At 71.4% G+C, this 13,963-nt stretch carries 10 protein-coding genes; 6 read left to right on the top strand and 4 right to left on the bottom strand.

The window, feature by feature from the left end; genetic code table 11:
• Positions 1-80 precede the first annotated feature (80 nt).
• Genes EOD42_RS16315 through EOD42_RS16290 form a run of 6 tightly spaced genes read left to right on the top strand, consistent with a single transcriptional unit; the run spans position 81 to position 8,312 of the window.
• The gene (locus tag EOD42_RS16315; RefSeq protein ID WP_276318154.1) at positions 81-845 is read left to right on the top strand and encodes a response regulator; all 765 of its coding nucleotides are present in this window, start codon (positions 81-83) and stop codon (positions 843-845) included.
• Positions 842-2,197 (top strand): ATP-binding protein, encoded by a 1,356-nt coding sequence (locus tag EOD42_RS16310; protein ID WP_127788614.1) that lies wholly within the window; start codon positions 842-844, stop codon positions 2,195-2,197. Before EOD42_RS16315 ends, EOD42_RS16310 begins: the two co-directional genes overlap by 4 nt.
• A 19-nt stretch (positions 2,198-2,216) precedes the next feature.
• Positions 2,217-2,600, top strand: a complete 384-nt coding sequence (locus tag EOD42_RS16305; RefSeq protein ID WP_127788613.1) for a hypothetical protein — start codon at positions 2,217-2,219, stop codon at positions 2,598-2,600.
• A 10-nt stretch (positions 2,601-2,610) separates the two neighbouring features.
• The gene (locus EOD42_RS16300) at positions 2,611-3,879 is read left to right on the top strand and encodes a TolC family protein (RefSeq protein ID WP_127788612.1); all 1,269 of its coding nucleotides are present in this window, start codon (positions 2,611-2,613) and stop codon (positions 3,877-3,879) included.
• Entirely contained in the window at positions 3,876-5,090 is a 1,215-nt protein-coding gene (locus EOD42_RS16295) for an efflux RND transporter periplasmic adaptor subunit (RefSeq protein WP_127788611.1), read from the top strand. Before EOD42_RS16300 ends, EOD42_RS16295 begins: the two co-directional genes overlap by 4 nt.
• Before the next feature lie 12 nt (positions 5,091-5,102).
• Positions 5,103-8,312: an efflux RND transporter permease subunit gene (locus tag EOD42_RS16290; protein WP_127788610.1), complete on the top strand. Its 3,210-nt coding sequence runs from the start codon at positions 5,103-5,105 to the stop codon at positions 8,310-8,312.
• Here the strand turns inward: EOD42_RS16290 and EOD42_RS16285 are convergent.
• The 4 genes from EOD42_RS16285 to EOD42_RS16270 are packed head-to-tail and all read right to left on the bottom strand — an operon-like array spanning position 8,309 to position 13,960.
• Positions 8,309-9,097, bottom strand: coding sequence for an enoyl-CoA hydratase-related protein (locus tag EOD42_RS16285; RefSeq protein WP_164867974.1), 789 nt, complete (start codon positions 9,095-9,097; stop codon positions 8,309-8,311). The two genes, EOD42_RS16290 and EOD42_RS16285, sit on opposite strands and share 4 nt — an antisense overlap.
• Positions 9,094-10,269, bottom strand: coding sequence for a CaiB/BaiF CoA transferase family protein (locus EOD42_RS16280; protein ID WP_127788608.1), 1,176 nt, complete (start codon positions 10,267-10,269; stop codon positions 9,094-9,096). The genes EOD42_RS16285 and EOD42_RS16280 overlap by 4 nt, the downstream gene beginning before the upstream one ends.
• A complete protein-coding gene (locus EOD42_RS16275; protein ID WP_127788607.1) occupies positions 10,269-12,344 on the bottom strand; it encodes a hydantoinase/oxoprolinase family protein in 2,076 nt (691 codons plus the stop codon). Before EOD42_RS16275 ends, EOD42_RS16280 begins: the two co-directional genes overlap by 1 nt.
• Entirely contained in the window at positions 12,341-13,960 is a 1,620-nt protein-coding gene (locus tag EOD42_RS16270; RefSeq protein ID WP_127788606.1) for a hydantoinase B/oxoprolinase family protein, read from the bottom strand. The genes EOD42_RS16275 and EOD42_RS16270 overlap by 4 nt, the downstream gene beginning before the upstream one ends.
• Positions 13,961-13,963: the final 3 nt, after the last annotated feature.

Below are 13,963 nucleotides of genomic sequence, written 5' to 3'. Positions count from 1 at the left end.
GCGCAGGAGATCGACGTGTCGCAACCCCAGTTTTCTTTCAGCCGGCCGAGCCTTGGCCTTCCGTGCGCGGAAAGCCGCCCGTGAGCGAGCGCGAACCCACCCTGCGCGACGCGCTGGCCCCCCAGCCGCACATCCTGGTCGTCGAGGATGACGGCGAGATGCGGCACCTCATCGCCCGCCACCTGCGCGACAACGGCTTCACCGTCACGCCCGCGCGGGACGGGCGCGAAATGCGCGAGGTGCTGCGCACGCCCGCCATCGCGATCGACCTCATCCTGCTCGATGTCATGCTGCCCGGTGCCTCGGGGGTCGAGCTGCTGAAGGAGCTGCGCGCTTCCTCGCGCATACCGGTCGTGTTCCTCACCGCGCGGGCCGAGGAGATGGACCGCGTGCTCGGCCTGGAATTCGGCGCCGACGATTATGTCGTGAAGCCCTTCGGCCGGCGGGAGCTGGTGGCCAGGCTGCGCGCGGTGCTGCGCCGCACGGGCGCGGCGCCCGAGGCCCAGTCGGCACCCGCCGCCCCGGTAGGGGAGCTGACCTTCGACGGCTGGGCGCTCAGCCTCGGCCGGCGGGAGCTGACGGCGCCCGACGGCTCGCTGGTCGACCTGTCGGGCGCGGAGTTCGACCTGCTCATGGCCTTCCTGGCGCATCCGCACCGGGTGCTGAGCCGCGAGGAACTGCTGGAGACCGCCCGCCGCCGCATCGGTGACCTGTTCGACCGCAGCATCGACGTGCTGGTCAGCCGCCTGCGCCGCAAGATCGAGCCGCTTGAGGGCTCTCCCCCGCTGATCAAGACGGTGCGCGGGGCCGGCTATGTCTTCGTGGCCGAGGTCGGCCACCGGTGAGGCGCCTGCTGCAGCGGATGTGGCCGAACGGGCTGGCCGGCCGCGCGATGTTCGTGCTCGTCACCGGGCTGGTCGTGCTGCATGTCGGCAGCGTCGGCATTCATGAGGTGTCGCTGCGCAGCAGCCACCAGGCCAGCCGCGACCGCGCGATGGCCGAGACGCTGTGGCGTTCCGCGCGCACCCTCTCCCTCACGCCAGTGGAGCAGCGCGACAGCACGGCCCATGCCCTTTCGGGCCCCGCGCTGGAGCTGCACTGGCCCGGCATCGTGCAGGCGCTGCCCCAGCGGGACGGCGATGCCGAGCTGGAGGATCTGCGCCAGGAGATGATCGCGGCGGTGCCGGAGCTGCGGGATGTGCACCTGGCCTGGGGGGACCCGGGGCGCCATCACCTGCTGGTCGGCAGCCTGCGGGTGGATGATGCGGGTGCGGTGTCCTTCGCCATGCCGCTGTTCCGGGGCGGCCACGGCACGCCCTTCGATCCGATCGGCTTCATCGCGCTGGTGGTGCTGGCCGTCAGCGTCGGCGTCGCGTCCGTCTTTGTGCTGCGCAACCTGACGCGGCCGCTGGCCGACCTTTCCGCCGCCGCCGACCGCATCGGGCGCGATGAGAGCGCGGTCAGGCTGCGCGAGGAAGGCCCGATCGAGATGCAGCGCGCGGCGCGTGCCTTCAACGCCATGCAGGAACGCATCCGCCGCCTGCTGGAGGACCGGACCCTGGCCCTGGCCGCGGTGTCGCACGACCTGCGCTCCCCCATCACCCGGATGCGGCTTCTGGTGGGTTTCCTGGAGGATGAGCAGGCGCGCGACCAGCTGGACGCCAATCTCGACGAGATGGCGGGCATGGTCGAATCCGTCCTCGACTACATGCGTGACGGCGCCATCGCCGAGGCGGCGCGCCCGACCGACCTGGCGGCCATGCTGCGCACCCTGTGCGACGGCGCGGGCGACACGGGCGCCGATGTGACCTTCGACGGGCCGGTGCGGCTGGTGCAGGTGCTGCGGCCCGTGGTCATGCGCCGTGTGCTGTCCAACCTGCTGGGCAATGCCCTGACCTATGGCGGCAATGCCCGGGTGGCGCTGCGCGCGCTGGACCAGCGCGTCGAGATCGAGATCGCCGATGACGGCCCCGGCATTCCCGAGGCCGAGCTGGAGCGGGTGCTGCAGCCTTTTCACCGGCTGGAGGAAAGCCGCAACCGCTCCACCGGCGGGGTCGGGCTGGGCCTGACCATCGCGGCCCGCTTCGTCGCGGCCGAGGGCGGCGTCCTCGCCCTTTCCAACCGTTCCGAAGGGGGGCTGCGGGTGCTCGTCACCCTGCCGCTGAGGCCGCCGGCCCCCGTCGCGGAACGCCCCTGAACACCGAAGGAAGATACACATGCAACGCAGACATCTCGCGGCCCTCGCGGTGGCCCTTGTTCCGGCCCGGGCCTTCGCCCAGGCACACGGCCATTCCCACCAGGGACAGGAAGTGAAGATCGGCAACCTTGAGGTGGAGCTGATCGCACGCGCCAATGAGGCCACCCTGCTGCTGCTGGACGCCCAGGAGCGCCCCGTGGATGCCGCGCGCTACAGCGCCTCGGCCTCGGTTCTGGCGCGCGGGAATGAGCGCCGGACGATCGAGTTCCGCCCCGCGGGCGCCAACCGGCTGACGGCCGCCATCGACTTCGCCTTCGACGGCAAGTTCCGCGCGACCGTGACGCTGCGCGGCCCCGACGGCGTGGTGGGCACGGGGCGCTACAGCGTCGATCCGGTTCGCTAGCAGGTCGCGCATGCTTCGCCTCAGCCTGATCGCGCTGCTCGCAGCCCCGCTGCCGGCGCTGGCCCAGCAGCCGGCCAACGGCCGGCTCGTGATCACCTCTCCGCAACAGGCCGTGGAACTGGCGCTGGCGCGCGCGCCCGTGTTGCGGGGGGCTGCCGCCGGCGTGCGCGCGGCCCAGGGCGACCGGCTGCAGGCCGGCCTGCGCCCCAATCCGGAGGTCTCGATCTCCGGCGACGGCTTCGGGGGCACGCGCAGCTATGCGGGCATCCGCTCGCTGGAGACGACGGCCACGCTGTCGCAGCGGCTGGAGGTGGGCGGCCAGCGCCAGAGCCGCATCCGCGCCGCCCAGGATGCCCTGGCCCTGGCCGGGCTGGACGCGCAGGCGGTGCGGCTGGAACTGATCCGCGAGGTGACCCGCACCCTGGCCGAGGCCGTGGCCGCGCTGCGTGAGATCGACATCGCCCAGGAACGCCTGCGCCTGGCCAATGAGGTGATCCGCGCCACCCAGGCACGGGTCGAGGCCGGGCGCGATGCCCTGGCCCAGCAGCGCCGTGCCGAGGTCGCGCGTGAGACCGCGCGCGTCGCACTCGGCCGCGCGCAGCAGAACGCGGACATCGCGGCCCGCAACCTGGCCGCGCTGCTGGCCGCGCCGGCGGTGCAGGTCAACGCCGCCCGTGCCGGCTGGTTCGACGATCTGGGCCCGCGCCCCGCGGCCCCGGCCGCCATGGCGGCGGACCAGCTGGACCGCGCCCGGCTGGACGCCCTGACCACCCAGCGCCGGTCGGAACTTGAGGTGCAGCGCCGCCTGGCCATTCCGGATGTCAGCGTCAGCGGCGGCGTGCGCCATTACCGGGAGGGCGGGGGCGATGCCTCCTTCGTGCTGGGCCTGAGCATCCCCTTGCCGGTCTTCGACCGCAACCAGGGCAACATCATGCGCGCGGGCGCCGAGGTGGCGCGCGCCGAGGCCGAGGCCGAACGCGGCCGCCTCTACCTCGATGCCTCCATGAGCGAGTCGGAGCGCCGGCTGGAACAGGCCTGGCGCGCCGCCGACGCGCTGCGCCGCACCGCATTGCCCGCCGCCCAGGAAGCCGCCCGCCATGCGCGGGAAGGCTATGCCGAGGGCAAGTTCTCGCTGTTGGAGGTGCTGGACGCCCAGCGCGCGCTCTCCGACGTGCGGGAGGAACTGAACACCGCGCAGCTCGCCGTGCAGCAGGTCAGGGCCGATATCGCCCGCCTGCGCGGCCGCGCCCAAGAGCCGACTGGAACAACTTCCCGATGAAACCTGTCATTGCCGTGGCTGCCGGCGCCGCCCTGGCGCTGGGCGTCGCTGTCGTCGTCCCCTCTGTGCCTGGTGCGATCCGCACCGTGATGGGCCTCGACCGGCAGGCGGCGCCCGCCGCCGCCGGGCATGGCCACGGCGCGGAGGGCGAGGCCGGGGAAGGGGCCCTGCGCCTGTCGGAGGAACAGATCCGCGCGGCCCGGATCGACATCGCGGCGGCCGCGCCCGGCTCCATCGTGCGCCGCGTCTCGCTGCCCGGCACGGTCTCGGCCAGCGCCGACCGGCAGGCCAGGGTGCCCGCGCGGGTGGCGGGCATCGTCACCGCGCTGAACCGCCGCCTGGGCGATACCGTCCAGGCCGGAGAGGTGCTGGCGGTGATCGAGGGCGGTGAGATCGCGACCGTGAAGGGCGAATATCTGGCCGCGCTGCGCACCACCGAGCTGGCGCGCGTCACCTTCGAGCGCGAGCAGCGCCTGTGGGCGCGCCGGGTGTCCGCCGAGCAGGACTTCCTGAAGGCCCGCACCGACTGGCAGGAGGCGCAGATCCGCCTCGACCTCGCGCGGCAGCGCCTGGCGGCGCTGGGCCTGACGGAGGCCGAGTTGCAGGAACTGCCGCGCCAGCCCATCGAGGCGCTGCGCCGGCGCGAGGTGCGCGCGCCCATCGCCGGGCGCATCACCGCCCGCCCCGCCATGCTGGGCGCGGCCGTGACCGCCGAGACCGAGATCTACAGCGTGGCGGAACTGTCCTCCGTCTGGGTCGAGCTCGCGGTGCCGACCGCCAGCGTCGAATTCGCGGCAGAGGGCACGGCGGTGCGGCTCAGCGGCGACGGCGCGCTGCGGGCCGAGGGGCGGATCGTCTTTCTCAGCCCGGTGCTGGACCCCGAGACGCGGTCGGCCCGCGCGGTGGTGGAGGTGCCGAACCCCGACGGCGCGCTGCGCCCCGGTGCCTATGTCACGGCGGAACTCGCGACGGCGGAGCTTGCGGTGGACATCATGGTTCCGCGTGCCGCCATCCAGCAGATCGGCGGCGAGGATGTCGTGTTCGTGCGCACGCAGGAAGGCTTCGAGCGGCGGGAGGTCGTGCTCGGCCGCTCCGACCAGGAGCATGTGGAAATCGTCTTCGGGCTGGACCCGGGTGAGCGCTATGCGGCCAGCAACAGCTTCATCCTGAAGGCAGAGATCGGCAAGGCCGAAGCCGAGCACTCGCACTGAGGGCATGAAACCATGATCGCCCGTATCCTCGATTTCTCCGTCAGGCAGCGCTGGCTGGTGGTGCTGCTGGTGGCGGCGGTGGCCGGTTTCGGCCTGCGTTCCCTGCTGCGGCTGCCGATCGACGCCGTGCCGGACATCACCAACAACCAGGTGCAGATCAACAGCCTGGCGCCCGCCCTTTCGCCCTATGAGGTGGAGATGCAGGTGACGTTTCCGGTGGAGACGGCGCTCGCGGGCATCAGGGGGCTGGAATCCACGCGCTCCCTCTCGCGCAACGGCTTCTCCCAGGTCACGGCGGTGTTCCGCGACGACGTGGACATCTACTACGCCCGGCAGCAGGTGCTGGAGCGCCTGACCGACGCGCGGGAGCTGCTGCCGCAGGGTGTGGAGCCCCGGCTGGGGCCGATCACGACCGGCCTGGGCGAGATCACGATGTGGACCATCGGCTATGCGCCGCGCCAGGCGGGCGATGTCGTGCGCGACGGACGGCCCGGCTGGCAGGCCGACGGCAGCTACGTCACGGCGGAGGGCCAGCGCCTGGCGACGGAGTTGGAGCGCACCGCCTATCTGCGCACCATCCAGGACTGGGTGGTACGGCCGCGCCTGCGCAACATTCCGGGTGTTGCGGGCGTCGATTCCATCGGCGGCCAGGTCAAGCAGTACCATGTGCAGCCGGACCCGGCCCGGTTGATCGGCCTGGGCCTGACGCTGGCCGATATCGCCGAGGCGCTGGAGCGCAACAATGCCAGCCGCGGCGCGGGCTATATCGAGCGCGGCGGCGAGGGCTATGTCGTGCGCTCCGGCGGCCGGCTGGAGACGCTGGACGATATCCGCAACGTCGTGGTCGCGACGCGTGAGGGGGTGCCGCTGCGCATCCGCGACGTGGCCGAGGTGCTGGTGGGCCGCGAGCTGCGCACCGGCAGCGCGAGTGTGAGCGGCCAGGAGGCCGTGGTCGGCACCGCGCTGATGCTGATCGGCGCCAACAGCCGCACCGTTTCCACCGCCGTGAACGCGCGCATCGAGGAGATCGCGCGCACGCTGCCGCCCGGCATCCAGCTGCGCACCGTGATGAACCGGACGGAGCTGGTGAACGCCACTGTCCAGACCGTGGCCAAGAACCTGGGCGAGGGCGCGCTGCTGGTTGTGGTCATCCTGTTCCTGATGCTGGGCAACCTGCGGGCCGCGGTGGTCACGGCGCTCGTCATTCCCGTGACCATGCTGATCACGGCGACCGGCATGCTGGAGGGCGGGATCAGCGCCAACCTGATGAGCCTGGGCGCGCTGGATTTCGGGCTGATCGTGGACGGTGCGGTCATCATCGCGGAAAACAGCCTGCGCCACCTGGCCGAGAAGCAGCACGAGCTGGGCCGCCAGCTGACCCTGAGGGAGCGGCTGCACACCGTCTCCGCCTCCGCGCGGGAGATGATCCGCCCCTCCGTCTTCGGCCAGGCCATCATCATCCTGGTCTATGTGCCGCTGCTGACCTTCACGGGGGTGGAGGGCAAGATGTTCGCCCCCATGGCGCTGACGGTGATCATCGCGCTGGCCGTGGCCTTCGTGCTGTCCCTGACCTTCGTGCCGGCCATGATCGCGCTGGCGGTGACGGGAAAGGTGACGGAGGAGGAAAACTGGATCGTGCGCGGGCTGAAGCGCGCCTACGGCCCGGCGCTGGGCTTCGCGCTGCGGCGCCCGGGCCCGGTCATCGGGGGCGCGGGGCTGCTGTTCCTGGCCTCCCTCGCGCTGGGCGCGCGGCTGGGGTCGGAGTTCATCCCGCAGCTGGATGAGGGCAATATCGCGATGCACTCCCTGCGCATCCCCTCCACCGCGCTGACGCAGTCCCAGGCGATGCAGCTGCAGGTGGAGGAAGCGGTGTCGCGCTTCGCGGAGGTGGCGGTCGTGTTCTCCAAGACCGGCACGGCCGAGGTCGCGGCGGACCCCATGCCGGTGAACGTCTCGGACGCCTTCATCATCCTGCGCCCGCGCGCCGAATGGCCCGACCCCTCGCTGGGGAAGGAGGAGCTGGTGCGCAGGATCCAGGAGGCGGTGCAGCGGGTGCCGGGCAACAACTACGAGTTCACCCAGCCCATCCAGATGCGCTTCAACGAGCTGCTGGCCGGCACGCGCGGCGACCTGGCGGTGAAGGTGTTCGGCGACGACTTCCAGCCGATGCTGGCCGCCGCCAACCGGATCGCCACGGCCCTGCGCGGCATCGCGGGCGCCGAGGATGTGCGGGTGGAGCAGGCCACCGGCCTGCCCTTCCTGGAGATCACGGTGAACCGCGAGGAAATCGCGCGGCGCGGCCTGAGCATGAGCGCGGTGCATGAGGTGATCGGCACCGCGATCGGCGGGCGGGAGGCAGGCTTCGTCTTCGAGGGCGACCGCCGCTTCGCCATCATGGTGCGGGTGCCGGACGCCATCCGCAACGACATCGAGGCCCTGGGCAACCTGCCGGTGGCGCTGCCCGGCGGGCGCGGCAGCTCCGTGCCGCTGCGCAGCCTGGCCGGCTTCCAGCTGACCGAGGGGCCGAACCAGGTCAGCCGCGAGAACGGCCGCCGCCGCGTGGTCGTGACCGCGAATGTGCGCGGGCGGGACATCGCCTCGGTGGTCGCGGAGGCGCAGGCCGCCGTGGCGCGCGACGTGACGCTGCCGGCCGGCTACTTCATCACCTGGGGCGGGCAGTTCGAGAACCTGGAGGCCGCGCGGCAGCGGCTGCTGGTGGTGGTGCCGGGCTGCTTCTTCCTGATCTTCCTGTTGCTCTACAGCGCGCTGGGCACGCCGCGGGATGCGCTGCTGGTGTTCAGCGCGGTTCCCCTGGCGCTGACGGGGGGCATCGCGCTGCTGTGGCTGCGGGGCATGCCGCTGTCGGTGTCGGCGGCGGTGGGCTTCATCGCCCTGTCGGGCGTGGCCGTGCTGAACGGGCTGGTGATGGTCAACCACATCAAGCAGCTGATGGCGGAGGGCCTGGACAAGGCCGAGGCCGTGCGACGCGGCGCCATGGACCGGCTGCGGCCGGTGGCCATGACCGCGCTCGTCGCTTCGCTGGGCTTCGTGCCCATGGCGCTGGCGACGGGGGCGGGGGCCGAGGTGCAGAAGCCCATCGCCACGGTGGTGATCGGCGGGCTGATCTCCGCCACGCTGCTGACGCTGATGGTGCTGCCGGCGCTGTATGTGCGCTTCGGCAGCACCGCCAGGGTGCGGGAGGAGGAGGAGGCCCTTGCCTAGGCGCCGGTGAACACCGGGGGCCGCTTCTCCGCCTTGGCCCGCCTGCCCTCGGCATAGTCGGCGCTGGCGTAGCAGGCGTCCTCCGCCACGTCGGTGCGGGCGCGGTCGGGCGGGCCTTCGCGGCGCGCCAGTTCCTGGAAGGCGATCTTGGCCGCGCGCAGGCTGAGCGGCGCGTTGGCCGCCAGTTCGCGCGCCAGCTCGGCCACGCTGGCCTCCATGGCCGCGATGTCGGGCAGCACCTGCTGCGCCAGCCCCAGCTCGCGCAGTTCCTCACCGCCATACTGCCGGCCGAGCAGCACCATTTCCCGCGCGCGCCCCAGTCCCACCACATCGGCCACCTTCTCGATGTCCTCCAGCCGATAGGGCAGGCCGAGGCGCACGGCGGGGATGCCCACGCGGGTATCGGCGGCGGCGTGGCGGAAATCGGCCATCAGCGCGAATTCGAAGCCGGCGCCCAGGCAATAGCCGTGCATGGCCGCGATGATGGGCTTCTCCATGCGCTGCAGGCCGTGCGCCACCTCCCGCTGCCAGCCGTTGTAGCGGGCGGCGGCCTCGGGGTTGTTGCGGATGGTGTCGAACTCGCTGATGTCGTTGCCGGTGCAGAAGGCGCGCTCACCCGCGCCGGCCAGCACCAGCACGCGGATGGCGGGATCCTCCGCCACCCGGCGCAGCAGGCCGGGCATGGCCTGCCACATCTCGGCGTTCATCGCGTTCAGCCGGCGGGGGTTGTCCAGCGTCAGCCGGGCCACGCCGCCCGAGACGTCGAAGTGGATGAAGCTGGTCACAGCGCCTTCTCCGCGCGCAGGGCCGCGATTTCCTCGGCCGAGAAGCCGAATTCCGCCAGCACCTCATCCGTGTGCTGGCCGCGATCCGGCGTGGGCCGGCGCGGGTTCTGCACGCCCGGCATCTGGATGGGCGTGCGGACCAGGTTGATCTCGCCCAGCGTCGGGTGCTGCACGGGGAAGGACAGGTTCAGGTGCTTCACCTGGGTGTCGGCGAACACCTGGTCCATGGAATAGACCGGGCCGGTGGGCACGCCCGCCTTGTTCAGCCGCTCGATCCAGTTCTGCGCCGTGTCGGCCAGCAGCTTGGCCTGGAGCGTCGCGTTCACCTTGGCACGGTTGGCGGAGCGCGCCTTCTCGGTCGCCAGCTCCGGCGCCTTGGTCTCCTCCTCCAGCCCCAGGGTTTCCACGATGCGGCGCCACATCTCATCCCCGCCGGCGGCCAGGTTGATCACGCCGTCGGCGGTGTGGAACAGGCCGGTGGGCACGGTGGTGGGGTGGTCGTTGCCGGCCTGCTGCGGGACCTGGCCGGCCATGGTCCAGCGCGTGGCCTGGAAGTCCATCATCGCGACCATGGCTTCGAGCAGCGAGGTATGCACCCAGCGGCCCTTGCCGGTCTTCTCGCGGTCGATCAGCGCGATCAGGATGCCGATGGCGCAGAACATGCCGCTGGTCAGGTCCGCCACCGGAATGCCCACGCGCATGGGGCCGCGCCCGGGCTCACCGGTCACGCTCATCAGCCCGCCCATGCCCTGGGCGATCTGGTCGAAGCCGGGGCGGCGGGCATAGGGGCCATCCTGCCCGAAGCCCGAGATCGACCCCAGGATGATGCGCGGGTTGATCTTCGCCAGCGACTCATAGTCCACGCCGAGCCGCGCCTTCACGTCCGGGCGGTAGTTCTCGACCACCACATCGGCCTGGGCGACCAGCCGCTTGAACACGGCCAGCCCCTCGGGCTTCTTGAGGTTGATGGTGATGCCGCGCTTGTTCCGGTGCACATGCTGGTAGTCGGGGCCGTTGCGCGCGCCGCCCATGCCCTTGCCGGTATCGACCTCGTCGGGCGCCTCGATCTTGATGCAGTCCGCACCCCAATCGGCCAGCTGCCGCACGCAGGTGGGGCCGGAGCGCACGCGCGTCAGGTCCAGCACCTTGATGTGGGAGAGAGGGAGGGACATCAGCGCGTCTCCGAAAGATGGATCACGATATTACCGCTGGCCTCGACCACCGCACGGGCGGCGGGCGGGATCAAGAGGGTGGACATGGCTTCCTCGATGATGGCGGGGCCGATCACCTCGGACCCGGCCGCCAAGCGGCGGCGGTCCAGCACCGGGGCGGAGTAGGCTGCATCGCCGAAGCGGGCCTGGCGGGTGCCGGTCTGCGCCGCGCCCTCGGCGGCGACGGGCACGTCGGGGTCGAGCGAGCCGCCGGCCGCCGCGCTGGTGACGGAGACGCGGATGTTGATGATCTCGATCGCGGCCACCGCCGGGCGGCGGGAGAAGACGCGCTCGTAACCGGCCTGGAAGGCCTCGCGGATCGCGGCCTCCGTCTCCGCGCCATAGGGGCCGGCGGGCAGGTCGGTGATCAGCTCATAGCCCTGGCCGACGAAGCGCAGATCCGCCGAGCGGCGGATGGTGAGCCTGGCCCCGGCACCGAGCGTGGCGCTGATCACGGCCTGCGCTTCGGCTTCGAGGGCCGCGTATTCGGCCTCCAGCGCCGCGTGGTCCAGGCCGTCCAGGCGCCGGGTCACCGTCGCCACCCGGTCCACCCGGGCGGGCGCCAGCAGCAGGCCGAGCGCCGAGGCAACACCGGCGCCCGGCGGGCAGATCACCTGGGAGATGCCGAGGCGCCGGGCCAGCTCGCAGCCATGCAGCGGGCCGCCGCCGCCCGTGACCAGCAGGGCGAAGTCGCGCGGGTCATGGCCCTGTTCGGCCACATGCACGCGGGCCGCCGCCGCCATCGTCTCATTCACCACGGCATGGATGCCCGAGGCGGTGCGCGGCAAATCCATGCCTGCCTCGTCCGCCAGGCGGCCCACGGCGGTCTCGGCGGCCTGGGTGCTCAGCTTCATGGTGCCGCCGGCGAAGGTGTCGGCATCCAGATAGCCCAGCAGCAGGTTGCCGTCGGTGACGGTGGGTTCCGTGCCGCCGCGCGCATAGCAGGCGGGGCCGGGCACCGAGCTCGCGCTGCGCGGGCCGACCTTCAGCAGGCCCAGCGCATCATGCGCCGCGATGGAACCGCCACCCGCGCCGATCTCGATCAGCTCGATGGTCGAGATGTTCAGCGGCAGGCCGCTGCCGGCGGTGAAGCGGCGCTCGCGCCCTGCCTCGAACTTATGGACCACCAGCGGCTCGCCGCCATGCACCAGGGCCAGCTTGGCGGTGGTGCCGCCCAGGTCGAAGGCCAGCAGGTCGCGCTGGCCCGAACGCTCACCGAAGAAGGCAGCCGAGAGCGCGCCCGCCGCAGGCCCGCTTTCCAGCAGCTGCACCGGCACGCGCTTGGCCTCGTCCACATGGGTCAGGCCACCGTTGGACAGCATCATGAACAGCGGCGCGGTGATGCCGATGCCGGCCAGATCGCCCGACAGCCGGTTCAGGTACTTCTCGGCCAGCGGCTTCACATAGGCGTTGGCGACGGTGGTGGAGCTGCGGTCGAATTCGCGGATCTGCGGCGAGACGTCGCTGGACAGCGACAGGATCAGGCCGGGGTGGCGCTCCGCGATCAGCCGCGCTGCCTCACGCTCATGCGCGGGATTGGCGTAGGCATGCAGGAAGCAGATGGCCAGGGATTCGACGCCCTTGGCGACCAGCGTGTCGGCGGCGGCCAGGACGCTTGCGGCATCCAGGGCGATTTCCACCGTGCCGTCGGGTGCCAGGCGCTCCAGCGCCTCCTGCCTCAGGGCGCGGCGCACCAGGGGCTGGGGCAGCGGCAGATGCAGGTCATACAACTCGTATTTGCGCTCATGCCCGATTTCCAGCGTGTCGCGGAAACCCTGGGTGGTCAGCAGGCCGGTGACGGCGCCGCGGCGCTCGATCAGCGCGTTGGTGAACAGGGTGGTGGCATGCACCACGCGGTCCACCTTCGCGGCATCCGTGCCCTCGGCCGCGAACAGGTGCCTGATGCCCGTCACGACGCCGCGCGCGGGGTCGGAGGGCGTGGTCAGTTCCTTATGGGCGGCGAAGCGGCCCGTCTTTTCGTCGAACAGGACGATGTCGGTGAAGGTGCCGCCGATATCGATGGCCAGCGCGCTCATAGCTTGGTCTCCGTCACCAGACCGTCCTCGATGTCTTGCGCGGCGTGGGCCGCGTCGCGTTGCGCGGGGCTGCCGTAGCCGCCGCCGCCCGGGGTGCGCAGCTCCACGGTGCTGCCGGGGTTCAGGATGTGCTGGCGCTTGGGGTCCACCACCGTGCCGTCGACCAGCACGGCGCCGGGCGTGCCCTCGCCGCCGCCGGCAAGGCCCGGGGCCGCCGCTTCCGGGCGCGTGCGCTCTGCCATGAAGGTGATGGCCACCGGGGTGGGGTTGCGGCTCTCGAAGGCCCATTCCTGGCCATTGCCGCCGCGATGCTGGCCGGTGCCGCCGGTATCCGTGCGCAGGCGCCGGTGGCGGATGCGGAAGGGCGCGCCCTGCTCGATCATCTCGACCGGGGCGGCGGACACGTTCGACGGCCAGGACAGCACATTGGCGCCGTCATGGGTCGAGCCCGCGCCATAGCCGCCGTTCATGAAGAACTGGTTCGCGATCGGCGAGCCATCCGCCCGCACCCCGGCGAAGTTCAGGCTCCAGAGCGGCGAGCCCACCCCCGCGATCACCTTGTCCGGGATGGCGTCGGCCAGCGCCTGCAGGATCATCGGCGGGATGAAATGCCCGGTCAGCGCGCGGTTGGCACCGGCATAGGGCGGCGTGGAGTTCAGGATGCAGCCCACGGGCGCGGAGACGGTGATGGGCCGGAAGGCGCCCTCATTGTTCGGCACCTCCGGGCACAGCGCCGCCTTCACCGCGAAGGCGGTGTAGGCCAGCGTATAGGCCAGGCAGACATTGATGCCGCGCGGCACCTGGCTGTCGGTGCCGGCATAGTCGGCCATGATGCTGTCGCCCTGCTTGTGCAGGGCCACCTTCAGGCGGATCGGCTGCTCCACGCCGTCGGTCAGAACCTCCGCGTGATAGACGCCGTCGGGCACGGCGCGGATCGCCTTGCGGGTCGCGGCCTCGGAGCGGCCATGGATCTCGTCGGCGAGTTCCACCAGATCCTCAAGGCCGTGTTCGCCCAGCAGGCCGCGCAGGCGGCGCTCCATCAGGTCCAGCGCGGTGAACTGGGCATAGAGATCGCCCATCACCTGGTCCGGCACGCGGGTGTTCTTGCGCAGGAAGCGCACGAAGGTGTCGTCGATGGTGCCTTCCCGCACCACCTTCATGATCGGGATCTGCAGGCCTTCCTCATACACCTCACGCGACTCAGCGGTGCGGATGCGCCCGCCGATGTCCGGCGCATGCGCCACGGAGCCCGCGAAGGCCAGCAGCTTGCCGTTCAGGAAGATCGGCTTGGCCACCGTGATGTCCGGCAGGTGGCCGGTGCCCAGCCAGATGTCATTAGTGATGAGGATATCGCCCTCGCGCAGCGTCTCGGGCGGGAACTCGGCCAGGAAATGCCCGATGGTGCGCGGCACGGTGCACAGGAAGGACGGCACGCCATCCGTCGCCTGCACCAGGGAATGGCCGCGCGCATCGGTCAGCACGCAGGCGAAGTCATGGCTCTCACGCACGATGACGGAGAAGGAGGTGCGCAGCAGGGCCGCCGCCGCCTCGTCCACGATGGAGACGAGGCGCGTCCAGAGCAGTTCGAGCGTGACGGGATCAAACTTGGTGGTCATGAC

Source organism: Rhodovarius crocodyli (genome assembly GCF_004005855.1).
In the GTDB taxonomy this organism is placed as follows: Bacteria; Pseudomonadota; Alphaproteobacteria; order Acetobacterales; family Acetobacteraceae; genus Rhodovarius; species Rhodovarius crocodyli.
The sequence above is the reverse complement of the archived record's forward strand: the minus strand, read 5'-3'. Positions and strand labels throughout refer to the sequence as shown.